The 13791-nt window shown below is 52.6% G+C and carries 13 protein-coding genes; 2 read left to right on the forward strand and 11 right to left on the reverse strand.

Annotated elements, in window-relative coordinates; translation table 11 throughout:
• Positions 1 to 5 precede the first annotated feature (5 nt).
• From ACX1C1_RS25860 to ACX1C1_RS25910, 11 genes are all read right to left on the reverse strand, one after another.
• Entirely contained in the window at positions 6 to 632 is a 627-nt protein-coding gene (locus ACX1C1_RS25860) for a CIS tube protein (protein WP_458954986.1), read from the reverse strand.
• Positions 633 to 679: 47 nt separating this feature from the next.
• Positions 680 to 4267, reverse strand: a complete 3588-nt coding sequence (locus ACX1C1_RS25865; protein WP_458954987.1) for a hypothetical protein — start codon at positions 4265 to 4267, stop codon at positions 680 to 682.
• Between the two features lie 29 nt (positions 4268 to 4296).
• A complete protein-coding gene (locus ACX1C1_RS25870; protein ID WP_458954988.1) occupies positions 4297 to 4758 on the reverse strand; it encodes a phage tail protein in 462 nt (153 codons plus the stop codon).
• A 5-nt stretch (positions 4759 to 4763) separates the two neighbouring features.
• Positions 4764 to 4937: a DUF6760 family protein gene (locus ACX1C1_RS25875; protein ID WP_458957802.1), complete on the reverse strand. Its 174-nt coding sequence runs from the start codon at positions 4935 to 4937 to the stop codon at positions 4764 to 4766.
• A 17-nt stretch (positions 4938 to 4954) separates the two neighbouring features.
• Positions 4955 to 5335 (reverse strand): phage tail assembly protein, encoded by a 381-nt coding sequence (locus tag ACX1C1_RS25880; RefSeq protein WP_458954989.1) that lies wholly within the window; start codon positions 5333 to 5335, stop codon positions 4955 to 4957.
• Between the two features lie 157 nt (positions 5336 to 5492).
• Positions 5493 to 5927, reverse strand: a complete 435-nt coding sequence (locus ACX1C1_RS25885; protein WP_458954990.1) for a phage tail protein — start codon at positions 5925 to 5927, stop codon at positions 5493 to 5495.
• 52 nt (positions 5928 to 5979) lie between these two features.
• Positions 5980 to 7683, reverse strand: a complete 1704-nt coding sequence (locus ACX1C1_RS25890) for a phage tail sheath subtilisin-like domain-containing protein (RefSeq protein ID WP_458954991.1) — start codon at positions 7681 to 7683, stop codon at positions 5980 to 5982.
• 406 nt (positions 7684 to 8089) lie between these two features.
• On the reverse strand, positions 8090 to 9361 hold the full coding sequence (locus tag ACX1C1_RS25895; protein ID WP_458954992.1) for a PP2C family protein-serine/threonine phosphatase: 1272 nt from the start codon (positions 9359 to 9361) through the stop codon (positions 8090 to 8092).
• Positions 9362 to 9410: 49 nt separating this feature from the next.
• Positions 9411 to 9755 (reverse strand): STAS domain-containing protein, encoded by a 345-nt coding sequence (locus ACX1C1_RS25900; RefSeq protein ID WP_458954993.1) that lies wholly within the window; start codon positions 9753 to 9755, stop codon positions 9411 to 9413.
• A gap of 28 nt (positions 9756 to 9783) precedes the next feature.
• A complete protein-coding gene (locus tag ACX1C1_RS25905; protein WP_458954994.1) occupies positions 9784 to 10311 on the reverse strand; it encodes an ATP-binding protein in 528 nt (175 codons plus the stop codon).
• A gap of 101 nt (positions 10312 to 10412) precedes the next feature.
• Positions 10413 to 11714, reverse strand: coding sequence for a copper resistance D family protein (locus ACX1C1_RS25910; protein WP_458954995.1), 1302 nt, complete (start codon positions 11712 to 11714; stop codon positions 10413 to 10415).
• A gap of 238 nt (positions 11715 to 11952) precedes the next feature.
• Here ACX1C1_RS25910 and ACX1C1_RS25915 point away from each other — a divergent pair, with 238 nt between their 5' ends.
• Together ACX1C1_RS25915 and ACX1C1_RS25920 are read left to right on the forward strand one after the other, a co-directional pair.
• Positions 11953 to 13332: a Glu/Leu/Phe/Val family dehydrogenase gene (locus tag ACX1C1_RS25915; RefSeq protein ID WP_458954996.1), complete on the forward strand. Its 1380-nt coding sequence runs from the start codon at positions 11953 to 11955 to the stop codon at positions 13330 to 13332.
• A 93-nt stretch (positions 13333 to 13425) separates the two neighbouring features.
• Positions 13426 to 13740 carry a hypothetical protein gene (locus ACX1C1_RS25920; RefSeq protein ID WP_458954997.1) on the forward strand — a complete coding sequence of 105 codons (315 nt, stop codon included), beginning with the start codon at positions 13426 to 13428 and terminating at the stop codon, positions 13738 to 13740.
• Positions 13741 to 13791 lie beyond the last annotated feature (51 nt).

Here is a 13791-nt window from a genome sequence, read left to right on the forward strand (position 1 = left end):
ACTGCTCACTCCAGTCTTGGAATCGTTAAGTTCCTACCTGCTGCAACTTGTCGCGGATTATCGATTCCATTTGCCTCGGCGATATGCCGCCATGCTCCGGGATCTTCGTATTCTTCGGCAGCAATACTCCATAGCTGATCGCCTTGTTTGACAGTCTTACGTTTGGTTCGATCCGCCGATTGCCTTGGTATTTCCTTATATTGTTCCTTCATCGTCTGCGTGCTGCGCATATTGAGGTCGAGAGTTGCACGAACGGGAGCGCCAGACTCAAGGAACATCGTAAATCTCTGTGTAATCGATACGATTACACCTTTGAAATCGAGAGATCCCCATACAAATCGACATTCGGGAGGCGCATGCAAGTCCGAATCGACGTCGAGAATGCCGACGATCTTGGACGTATATTCCCGGACATCAGTACCTGCTTCATAGGTATCAAAAAAAAGATTGATCGATAATTCCGAAGCACCTCCGCCTACGAATTGCGTCGTTGGCGACTGCAGCCCCGGCACATCGTTCTCGGCATACTGGTTATTCGAAGAAAGTTCATATTCCGTCGGGTTAAACAACACGTCAACAATTTCCGTTTCGCTGCTCTTGTAGATCCAGAACTGCGCTTTGCTTAAAGCCACGTTCTCCGCCCTCCCTCTTTGTCAATTTGGTAATCATTCAAGTTATGCTAATAGCCATTACGCCGCTGCTCCAGCTTCATCTTGCGCTCCAGCGCCTTGTATACTCGATCGGCAATTGCCTCTGGATTAAGCTGAGGCAGCTTCATAATCATGCGCTGCAGCTTCTCCGGTTCCAGCTCGCGAGGCGCCTCTACCTGCACCTGACGCTGCGGTTCGGCTTGAGGTGTCGGCTGTGATCGATGTGTTAAGCCAACCGGTAATGAGCCGTTATTGGTTGTTGTTTCTGCACTTATGGCCTGCTGCTGGAACGTAAGGGCTCCCGAAGCCCCTACGCTTGTATCAAGAGCTCGGCTATTTACGAGTGGTGCAGCCATTTGAAGTGAGGCAGGCGACGAAACATTCGTAAGCATTGTAAACGTCTGTCCAATCTGTCCAGCCGACGGTGCCGCCTTTATGCCTCGTTCATCTACGGCGGATCTTATCCCGCTATCGCGTCCACGCGCATGTGTATTGCCCGTCATTATAGGTTTCGCAGTTGCTTTATGACCTGCGATTTGTTTGTTTCCATTGATCAGATGTTGATTCGCAAATTGAGTTTGAACGGCTTTTAGATGACTCGGCATCCTGTGAATGCCAACAGCAGTAGATCTTGTTATCAAGGGAACTGCCGCAGCCGTACGTTCTTTTTGTTTTTGTTCAATTGCGTTGGGATAAGTTGATCCTTCTGACGACTTGACGGTTGAAGTCGTTCTCGAAGCCTTGGCAACCTGCTCATTGCCAGACTTGATCGTGCCTGACGATTCGCTGGCATGAACCGGAAAAGTGCTTGAGAACGGACGAACAGAAGGCTCGTATTTATTTGTTGCACCGGTGTTTCCGAAATTTCTCTCGGCCGCTTGCGAACTCATTTGCCTGCCTATCAGTGCTACGGAGATCGGCTTGTTACGAGTCGTCACAATTCGGATTGCCTCACGCGATCCCTCGGTTCTTCTGATGTCCGGATTCGTATTGTTAGTCTGCGATGTATGTAACCCTACTCGACTTGTTCGCGCTTGTCTGACTAAGGTGTCTCCGATCGCGGCGAAATTCCGTCTTAAAACAAGTCCCAGCGGGTTAGGTTTATATGTTGACTGTCGATCACCTTGTGCATAAGCGTTGTACACCTTGCCATTCTGTGACGCAGCGACAGTTGGTATTCCAATCTGATTATTGCCAATCTGTGACGTCATGATTGCCGAGTTACCTGCTTGCCCTGTACCTGGCTGTGACGTTACCTCGGCTGAATTATCTATCTGCTCTTTGGCGATCTGAGAACTTATCGTCTTAGAGCTTGTATTCGGCTGCTGCATGTTCGTGGATAGAGATTGTAGACGCTCAGAAATGCTTCGGTTTGTTGCCTCTGCTTTGCCACTTAACGTCGTGATGCCTGCTGCCGGAGCTCCGGTGCGATTTAGATTGTTTTCACTGCTTCCTTGTTTGCCTGCATCGGATTTCCGGAATACCAGCTCACTTCCCTGCTTGAGAAATACAGGCTTGGCAAGATTGGCTTTGACGTTGTCCGAATGTGAAGGTTGGTTAAGGATTCGGTTTAATCGTCCAACTGCTAGGCGTTGTATAACTGCCTCTCTGACGTTATGAATCCGTTGATCCGACAGGCGTGCATATCTACTTCTTTCAGATTGACTGTACACTGGAAGTGAGTCAGATCGTCTAGCCGAAATCGAAGATGTTTCCTGTCTATTATTATCCGATGTGAAACGCAAGGCTTCCGTTTTCTCAAGTTTACCTGGAAGTTGAAGCGCACTACTTGTTGGGCCAATGTTTGATTTCACTGCTGGAAGTGCTTGTTGGCTGCCTAAGATGTTATCGAATGTTTCGCTCTGTACTTCTCGCACGCTGCTCCCTTTCGCTGACTTCGATGAAGTCGAAGCAGTGAGGTCATTCGCCTGGCGCCTTCTTGCCCCGATTAGAACGGGAAATCGTCTCGAATGCGAAGTATCGTTTTTTCCTTGGCGACGCTGCTTTAATGATGCAAATGCGATTCGCGCCGTTTGAAGCGGTTGAGCCTCATGCTGTTGTAGCTGATTATCGGTGCGATCATTATCGCTTATTTGACCCGTCCAACTATCAGACCTTGTTGATTGGGATGACATGCGCGAATCGGCGTTGCGCTCGGCTCGCTCCGCCGCTTGCCGCTCGGCGTTACGCCCCGCTCGCTCCGCCGCCTGCTCCGCCTGCGCGGACTTCGCGACGCGGCGCTCTGCCGCACGCTCCGTCTCCGCCGCTTGCCGCTCAGCGTTACGCTCCGCTTGCTCCGCCGCCTGCTCCGCCTGCGCGGACTTCGCGACGCGGCGCTTCGCCGCACGCTCCGTCTCCGCCGCTTGCCGCTCGGCGGTACGCTCCGCTTGCTCCGCCGCCTGCTCCGCCTGCGCGGACTTCGCGACGCGGCGCTTCGCCGCACGCTCCGTCTCCGCCGCTTGCCGCTCAGCGTTACGCTCCGCTTGCTCCGCCGCCTGCTCCGCCGCCTGCTCCGCTTGCGCGGACTTCGCGACGCGGCGCTCTGCCGCACGCTCCGTCTCCGCCGCTTGCCGCTCGGCGTTACGACCCGCCTGCTCCGCTTGCGCAGACTTCGCGACGCGGCGATCTGCCGCACGCTCCGTCTCCGCCGCTTGCCGCTCGGCGTTACGCCCCGCTCGCTCCGCCGCCTGCTCCGCTTGCGCAGACTTCGCGACGCGGCGCTTCGCCGCACGCTCCGTCTCCGCCGCTTGCCGCTCGGCGTTGCGCTCGGCTTGCTCCGCCGCCTGCTCCGCCTGCGCGGACTTCGCGACGCGGCGCTTCGCCGCACGCTCCGTCTCCGCCGCTTGCCGCTCGGCGTTACGTTCGGCTCGCTCCGCCGACTGCTCCATCGCTCGCCCGGTCCGCTCCGCGTACCCGAGCTTTGCGTCGCGTTGCGCATAGGTCAACGGTCGTTTGCGAGCTGCCATTGGAGCAGGTGAAGCCGCATCGCCAATTGGCCGCGTATGACTGAGACGTGTAGGAGCAAGTTTGCTTCGAGCTTCTCCAGCTGCTACGATTTGGCGAATCTTATCTATGTTTAGCCCTTGCGTAATCAATACTGACAATTGTTTCGCATAAGTCGTTCCCTGCGATAATGCTGCGGGCAGGGAGCCGCTATTATAATCCTGATGCCGTTTGCCAGCTTCTTGCACCTTTGGCACGGCAGCCGCATCAGGTTGTTGGCGATGTTGGGTTGTTGCTTCGGTTCGTATAGGTGCGGTCATTGCCAGCGCCCTTACGGCCCGTTGATTATCCATAATTTTGATTGTTTCACGAATGATGATTGTTTGTCGTTCCGTCTTGATTGTCTCTCGCTCGATAATCCGAGGGTGAACGGGTGTTTCTTGTTTGTTCGTCTTCTTTGTTTCCGCCGATCTCGGCGGAGTAACATGAATATGAATGCGCTGTTGTACGCCAGATGTTTCTCCTTTAGGCTTCGCATGCAGCATCGGTGCACTGCCGTAACGATCCCGGCCGCGTCCCGTTCGATGTTTGTTCAGAATGCTCCCGGCAAACGTTTGGACGGCAGCCGCAGGTTCTGCAGCCTTTATTCGCTTTGGCTCCCTGCTCCTATCCACCCGTGCGCAGCCTCCTTTAACTGGTACACCTATTTGCCAAACCCGCCATGCAATCCAGTATGAATGATCTCCAGCGTTTCTACTGCCACGTCGCTTGATGCGGCATTAAGCTGAGGTCCGCTCCACTTCACCGGGTACGCGTCATAGAAATTCCAACGTCCAAATTCCTTGCCATCCGCTTGTTGCAGGACGACTGAACCTGATTTGCGCGCCGCTGCTCCATTCAACGTGCTCTCGTACCAATTCCAGAGCACAGGCGACTTCGTCATGCCTCTCTTAAGCACGAGATTGGGATGTCGAATCCCTTTCGGCAGTTTATGAACGTAGCCGTTCAAGCCGCCTTCCCGGTATTCTTCGAACTCAGTCTCCGCTTCCAGTCCGGACACCTCAGAGAATCCGGCTACATATATGCCGTCAAGCTCTACCCAAAAATGGAACGAGCTCGCCAGCCGGTGAATCCGGTTCACGCCGGGCACCTTAATTGCGGCCATGAGCTTCACCTCTTCCCAAACACGTCGAAGACGTTTTTCTTGTCGCTATCGTCATTCATCTTGCGGTTAATCTTCGATACCTCGTCGCACCATCTTCGTCTCTCCGCATGCTCCATGTTCATAATGTCGTCATGACTCCAGTGGAAGTAATACGCGATGAAGCCGACCTCCTCATACAGCCGATCGACAGGATAGGCTAGGAGAGGGCTTCCGTTAAGGACAAAAAATCAATCGCGACCTCATGCTCATGATCGCACTTTGGACAAACCGCGAGCACTTTGGGACTTTCCAGATCGTTTATTTGACGATACAAATTTTGTAGATATGCCAGATCCGCCGTAAACAGCTTCTCGATCAACTTGGTGTCGACATGTTTAACATCGCCGAGTCTCGTAATTACCCTAGCCATCAAAATGACGGTCAAATAGCTGGGATTGGACTGTACTCTCGGGTCCTTCATCGGCAAGATTTCGTCAGCAGCTGTCGCAAGTCGCATCGTACCGCGGCGATGCAGATTCCCATGCTCGTCGACATAACCGCGCGGAAGTTCAAAGTCGTACTCCGTCTGGAACGCCATTGGTTCATCTCTCCATTGCTAATCATATTGGTCTGGCAAAAAAAGCGGAAAACAAGGGGCGCCTCAAGCGTCATGACGCCGATGGCCGGCCCTTGTTTATCCGGTGTGGGCTTCGATAGCGGCGCGAGGCGACAATCGAAGCCACATGATATTGAAATTATGCCGTTCTCAGCAAACCTTCGTGCGCGAATTCAAGCATCTCGATCGCAACTTCCGCACCAAGACCGTTAAAGGAAGGCGCCGTGTAGCGAACCGGCCATGCTTCAATGACTTGCCAAGTAGCAACGTCATTACCTTCTTCGTCGAGAGCAATGATCGTAATCGTCTTGCGTTCGATCGTTCCCTCTACGCATTCTTGCAGCCACTCGTAGAGCTCAACGGAATCTGTTGTACCCCATTTGAGTGTAATGTTGCCGTATTTCGTCAGACCCGGCAGCTTGCGTGGCGTCGTCAATTCATTGCCTTCGCGATACTCGATGACGTCGATGGAAGCGTCGAAGCCCGACACCTCATTGAAGCCGGCTTGCTCCAGACCTTCTACTTCGACCCGGAATCTAAAATTACGATATGGATCCGTGCGATCTCCTGCCATGGGAATCCCCTTCCGTTATTCGATATTCATAATTGAGACTAATCAAACAATCCTACTCCGACCCAGTCTTCTGTGTCATACGGAAGACAACAAACTCGGCTGGTTTCACAGGAGCGACGCCGATTACGCAGATCAGTCTGCCGTTATCGATATCATCTTGAGTCATCGTGTCGCGGCCGATATTGATGTAGAACGCCTCGGACGGGCTTGTGCCTGCGAGTGCTCCATCACGCCATACGCGCGTCAGGAATGCATCAATCGTACGTTGTACACGAGCCCACAATTGTTCGGTGTTCGGTTCGAATACAACCCAGTTCGAGCCATTCTTGATCGAGCTCTCCAGGAAAATAAACAACCTTCTAACGTTGATGTATTTCCAGAGCGGGTTGGAGGAAGCCGTACGAGCACCCCATACGCGGATCCCTTGACCTGTGAACGCACGAATCAGGTTGACGCCTGCCGGGTTCAGAATATCTTGTTCGCCATTGTTATATTGCACATCCAGGCCTACTACGCCGCGAAGCGTTTCGTTGGCAGGAGCCTTCTGTACGCCGCGCGTGGAGTCCGAACGGGAGAACACGCCAGCGATCGTGCCGGATGGCGGGATAAAGATGTTGCGCTTGTCGAGCGGATCAAATACTTGCAGCCACGGATTGTAAAGCGCACAGTAGCTGGAATCGAACAGATCGCGGTGCGACAGCACATCTTGTACCTTAGTAGCTTCGCGCGGCAGATCCAGAATCGCAAAGCGGCTGCCAAGCAATTCGCAATGCGCCACAAGCGACAGCTGCACGTTCGGGTCCGTAACGCCTGGGATTGCCATGATGCTAACAACATCATTGTCGATAAACGACTGGATGCCAGTTCTTCTTCCTGGGCCTTCGTCGACACCGACGAAATCCGCAGGAGACAGACTTGCAGCCGAGCCGTCGCTTCCGCCCGCAAGAGCGAACGAATACGATTCAGCATCGGATGAGCCTGCAATCAATCCATATGGTGCTTCAGCGGATGCAGAAGCCACGACATGAAGATCGATCAAGTTCGAGCGGCCTGTCAGCTTTTCTACATAGTTAGGAGCTTCCGGATTAAGAGAAGCTTTCTCGTAAGTCTCGTTTTCAGTGCCGTAAGAGACTTGAAGCGTAAATTCGGATGTCGCGATCGTCTTAGCCGGAACAAGCGTTGTGTCTACTACATCTCCGCTTAGCTTGGATGCCAGCTCGATTACGCCATCGTGAACCGTTACTACCGTGTTCGTCTGCTTGGAAGAGCCGTCAGTGAAGACAACTACATCTCCAGGGTAGAATCCGGAAGCATTCTTGAGGCGGTAGCGATTGCCCTCTAGCTCCTCGTAGATTTGAGTCTTAGCTTTGCTAGATGGAACAAACGACAGACGAATCTGGTTGCCCCATGCTCCTGGATTCTTCGCTGCCACGGACAATACTTCTCCGCCGCCAGCGGCGGCTTTCGCGTCTGCAGGCGCAACGCGCATGACATAACAACGGGAGCCTCCATTCATGAAGAACTGATTCACAGCGTAAGCCAGATAACGGTAGGATCCGAATGCGCTCTCAGACAGAAAAGAACCGAATGCGCGTCCGAAATCAGCTGGGCTTGTAATAAGCAACGGCAATCCGGATACAGGCCCTCTTGCTGCAAGTCCAATAAAGCCGGCCGTGCTTGTGCTTACTCCTTCGAGCGGTTTAGCGCCGCTTTCGAATTCTTCGACGTAAACGCCTGGCGATAGATACTCAGCCATGTGTGATCTCCTCTCAAACGATTTATGTATTAGGCTTTCGACGGGGACCCTCGGTCCTCCGTCAACCCCAAGACCGTAACCGGCCTGCTTGGAGCGTTGTTGCTCCACAGGCTCCTGACTGTACGCGATGTATGCTGGGTAAGCAGCAGTCTCAACGTTCGGCCAACCGACATCGATCGAGCCTACTTATCAAGATGCGACTCATTGCCTATGAGCCTAGCGATGAGCACTTACATTTTCATCTAGTATTATACTTCTTATACAACAATATGACTACGTAAAATTACTCATAGATTTAGAGAAAAAGTCTTTTCTTGTCATTCCAGAGAACTGTTGCAGCAAAAAGCGAGATTTTCAGCCTATTTGAACCCATTCAATCGACAGGATTCGCAAAAAGAAGGGCCGATTATCTCCTCGATAAACATAACACGGCAATATCATCCGACTGCGGCGCTCCGTTCGCAAACATAAAAACATCCATCAGCAGCGCATCGATAATTTCGGCGTTGGAATAATCTTTTGTCATCGATAGGAAGTGTTCAAGTCTGCTTGTCGAATACTGTTCTTGTGCTTCGTTTTCCGCTTCTGTGATGCCGTCCGTATATACGATCAGCCGATCGCCTCTATCAAGCTTGAGATTCACATTGGTATATGCAAATTCGGGGAAAGAGCCTAGTGGTATGCCTTTCTTAAGCTTAATAGGATTCACGGATCCGTCCGCCTTGACGATGTACGGCGTACAATGTCCGCCATCGCATAACACGACATCTCCTGTGTCGATCTGTAGAACGCCGCATACGATCGTCGCGAACAGCTGTGCGTTATCTTCACACAACATGTCGTTCACTTTCTCAAGCAGTTCACCGGGCGTCAGACCGGCATGCATGCTGCCTTTGATAAGCGATAATGTCATCGACATAAACAATGCAGCCGGCATCCCTTTGTCAGAGACGTCCCCTAGCGTAAAGAACAAGTGTCGATCGTCAATCTTGTAGAAGTTGTAGAAATCGCCGCCGACCTCCTTCGCCGACTTCAGCAGTGCGCAAACATCATACGGCTCGTTCGATGATGGCATCGTCGTCGGCAGAAAGCTTAGCTGGATACTGCCCGCAATCTGGAGCTCGCTCTCCAAACGTTCTTTGAGCGAGGTGACCGATTGCATCTCACTGACCGACTCTTCCAGCGTTTCGTACTTGATCGCATTATCCATTGCAATCGCCAGCGGCTCCGCAAAGCGGGCAAGAAGCGCTTCGCTCTCGCGTCCGATAGTCATGCCGCTATCGGTTAACTGCATGGCCCCCAGCCGTTTGCCGCTTCGTACAATCGGGATCTCAACTTCTACTTGGCGCTCCGCGTCTTGCCTTCTCTCTTCCCCATAAGCGATGGATACCGCCGCCTCATGTGTACCGGCTAACTCCCGTGCAGCCGCTTCAGCCGCCTTCAGGAGATCGGGACGATTAAGCGAGTTATGCAGTCCGGCGCTCAGCTCGAACAACTTCTCCGCGTTGCGTAACTTGGCTGCCAATCGTCTATTGGCAACGAATGTGTAGAGCGCGGCGCAGGCTCCCGCCGCACCGATAAGCAAATACATGACTGACAAAATGAGTACCGCCCTTCCTGCTCTTGCGCCTTTAAGAGGTAGTTCAAAAAGTCCGCTTTTGATCACGAAGTATGCCAAGAAGCCCACTCCACATCGAACTTTTTTGAACACTCACTCTAAGGACGACTTACGCGCCTGCCTTCAGCTTTTCTAGTGCTTCTTCCTTCGTTGCAGTAATTTCCAGAATGCTTGTGAAGCCCGACATCTCGAACACATCATACACTTGCTCCGTCAAGCTCGCGCATATCATCCGACCTTTGGATGCCCTTAGCTTCTTGGCTGCTACAAGAATCACGCGCAATCCCGCGCTGCTGATATATTGCAATTGACTGAAATCAAAGATAAACGGTCCTTTCCCTGCAGCCAGCTCCGCCAAAAATACAGCCTCGGCCGCTCCGGCATTATTGCCGTCCAGCCTGCCTTCCAAAGGAAGGATCGTAATGCCCCCAATGTCCTCTACTTGAATATTCATGTTGTTTTCTCCTCCCGATACCTTCGGCCTAAGCCCATCTTTTCCTCAACCGCAGACGGTTCATGCCATCCGCATACTCATACTCCACTTCATCCATTAGCCGCTTGACAAAAAAAATGCCGAGACCGCCGATCGGACGATCCTCGACGTCCAGATCAAGCAAATCTAGCGGATCAGCCTTTTGAAGCGGATCAAATGGTTTGCCGTGATCGGCTAAGTTAATTTCAACAGCGTCCTTCGATGCCCTAAGCTCTACTTCGATCTGTCCTACGCTGCCAACCGGATACCCATAGTTGACGATGTTCACCACAAGCTCTTCGCATGCAAGCGAGAGATCCAGCACCGAACGAGGTGCCCATCCCAGCGTGTTGCCCACCGCTTCGAGCTCCTCGTTCAATCGCTGCAGCTCCTCCATATCGTTGCGAAGACGGAGCGAGCATTCAATCGTGTGTTGCGGCCAATTCGACATTCGCGATCCTCCGATTTCTCCGATCAGACTCCCCCTGCGTACAGACCACGCGGGCTGAACGATGATAACCTTACTGTAGTTCTCCACGCACGCTCTCAATCCTGCCGATTGTCGTCGATTTTTCGGAAAATTCGTCGAATTTTTACATACCTAGCAACAACTACGCTGTATGCATACACCGACTGCGTCTAATAACCTAGCTCAAAAGTTAGTTCACGGATAATCTCCGATCCGTCGGCCAAGTGCACGACCATTCGAGTTGTCCATGACCCTTGGCCGGTTAACTCTGCATCCTTGGCGACGAAACGATACTCTGTGTATCCAGGGAACGGGATTTCGGATCCGACAGTGCCGCGCACCAAATCTGGTCGAACGGACGAATTGTCAGCCGTCCCCTTGTCCTTATCCCGGCTCAGCTCCAACTCCAGATCGACAGGCTCGCCCTTATCCTCCGGCAGCCAAATTTGAAGTTCAATATCGTTAGGACCTGATTCATTGGGTTCGATTTTTAACGTAAAATGGAGCTCGTTGCCCATCTGGTGGTAATTGACTGGGTCATTTGGAGGTGACGGGCTGATCGTCGTAAATACGGACACGATGATCAGAATAGCCCCCATTGCCAAACCATCGAGCTTGAGCAGCTTACTGCGTGGAAGCTCCCCTCGCCTTGCGCGGCTGCGCATAACGGTCCCGATTACGATGACCGCAAGAACCAGAGCCATTTTGACCAGCAGCCATCTCCCCCAACTGCCGCGCCAAAGAGCCGTCCAATCGGGCAACAGCAGCCAAGCAAGCAGCGCGCCGGTCACGGTCAGTATGACAATCATTAGCCATGCAAGCGTTGAGAACGTTTCGGAGAACCGTCCCGCTTCCTTGCGATCTGCTCGCCAGAACAGCAACAGCAGGATGACGCCGGCAGCCCACACGGAAGCGCATGCCAAGTGGATGAAATCAGACAACACAGCAAGCGTAAGCTCATCAGCCCCTGCAGGATGTCCGACGAAGCTCTCCGCTGCGAGCAGCAGTAACGCCCACGCGGCTTTTATTACATCTGATTGTTTAATGATCATAGGTCCGATAATGGCAAGAATAAGCAAGACAAGCCATGCTTCGCCCGACGATGTTTGCGTGAAGATCCGAAGCCAATCCGTTAATCCTCCGCTTAATCCGCTTGCGATCCGATTCGATTGAATAAATACGTGTGCAAAAGAAGCCAGCATCAAGCCCTTCGCAAATGACGAGGACCACTTGCTCATCCAATTCCGCTGAACATCTCCTCTTGCGCCCGGCGTCACGGCGAGAAACGTCAGCATCGTACCCGCTGTTGCAAGCAGGAGTACGTAATAGCAGACCTTGAGACTATATACCGCCACTTCTTTGATCCAGTAACTCGTGGAGCCGCCTTCCTCATGTACATGAAGAGGAGCGAGTGCGCCCGACGCGTCTGCGATAGCCGGCAATGCCGAAGCCCCTGCCAGAATAAGCACCACAAAAGCAATCCTTGTTATAAACCTGCTGCTTAGCAATCCATCCACCATTCCTTCCTTACCAGTTCAGCCTAAGTGTACTAAACCGTAACAGAAAGGACAATTTCCCTTCCCGCCTAACTCCCCTCTCCTCCAAGTAACAACCTAGCCAGCAGCAGTCATTTCGAACTTCAAGGCAAGATATGGTACAATGGGTTCGCTATCGCTTCCCACTAATATGCTTGCTAGGAGGACACTTCCAATGGCTAGTCAAACCGGCACAATCGTACAGCAATCGCTATCCGCTCTGATGGATGATTCTTCGTTTCTACCGCAATTGCAAGGCGAGCTGCGCGAACGTTCGTTCAAGTCTCTTGCCGCCATATTGTCCACGCCGAACAAGGTTCACAAGGCTTTTCTGCGTATCGCCCTTGGCGATGGCAATGTCGTCCGAATCCCCGCCTTCCGCATCCAGCACAATGACGCGTTAGGTCCTTACAAAGGGGGCATTCGGTTTCACGAAACGGTCAACGAAGAAGAAGTCACCAATCTGGCCGCGCTCATGACACTCAAGAACGCTTTGCACGAAGTTCCTTTCGGGGGCGGCAAAGGCGGGGTCGTCATTAACCCACGCACCTTCTCCGAGAAGGATCTATATCTCATTTGCAAAAAATACGTCCAATACTTCAGCGATGTTCTGGGACCAGACAAGGATATCCCCGCTCCCGACATGGGCACCGGCGAACGCGAAATGGATTGGATGATGGCGGAATACAAAAACATCAATCCAGGCTCCCCCTACTTAGGCAGCTTCACGGGCAAAAGCATCGTCAGCGGCGGCTCGCTCGGCCGGCGCGAAGCGACGGGCAAAGGGGTATATTTCACGTTCCGTTATATGCTCCATGATTATCTGAACGAGCATGGCAGCTGGCTATCCGGCAGCGGCAATACGTTTGCCCAGACGGCTCGCGAGCACACCGGCAGACCGCTATCCATCGCGGTGCAAGGCTTCGGTAATGTCGGCTCGGTCGCCGCACTCGAGGCGTACAAGTGCTCATCGCTTCGCAACCGCGTAGTTGCGGTCAGCGATCGCAACGTCACGTTGTACAACGAAGAAGGACTCGATATTCCCGCGTTGATCGAATATGCATCGATCAATAAGGGCGACCTTCCTTCCAGCGCCGAATCGCTGGAGTCAACGGGGTTGAAAGCACAAGTAATGGGACGCGAGGATGTCCTGTATCTAAACGTCGATGTGTTGTTCCTGGCAGCGCTGGAAGATCAGATTCGAGGGGACAATGTCGCGGAGATCAAAGCACGTATCATCGTCGAAGGCGCTAATGCCCCCATTACGGGCGATGCGGATGCCGTTCTGTCGGGCAATGGCGTTATTATCATTCCTGACATTCTGGCGAACGCCGGCGGCGTAATCGTCTCTTATTTCGAATGGCTGCAAGGAAGAGAAACGCAGTTCTATACCGAAGAAGAAATCTATAAGCAGCTCTACGCCAAGATGCAGAAAACAATGAACAGCCTGCTGCCCGCGTTCTTCGGGAACCTGAACACACTCCGCGAAAACTGTTACGTTCATGCCGTCATGAAACTTTCATCGGTGCTCTTTAGACAAGGAAAGCTCTATTAATGCTAGTACAATTGAATTGCGGAATAAGCTAAGGTCGTTCGTTGACTGGGATTTTCGCAGTTTGTATGCTTATCGCATGGAGGTGGAGAGAGAATGGAAGTAGAAATGATCAAACTACGCAGCGTCGCGATCAGCAACGATCTATGGGCGGGCCGCGACATCTCCTTTGAGGAAGCCAAGCTGTTGATCGTCACTCAGTACGGAGAACGACTTTGGTATATCGATGTTGATGGCGTTACGGACCTCGAGCTTTTGGACTGGCTGACGAGCAGCGAAGATATTCGAGTGACGTTCGACGCTGTGTCAGACACCGGGAACAATATCGCCGGAACGGCATATGCCCACCCTAATGCAGCGCACCGAGCGCTTGCGATTCGCGGTGAAGGCGAGCTTCAGCATCTGGGATAATTTGAATTGAACAAAGGCTCGCCATCGTTCCGTTCGAACGATAGCGAGCCT

This window comes from Paenibacillus sp. strain BS8-2, assembly GCF_054483835.1.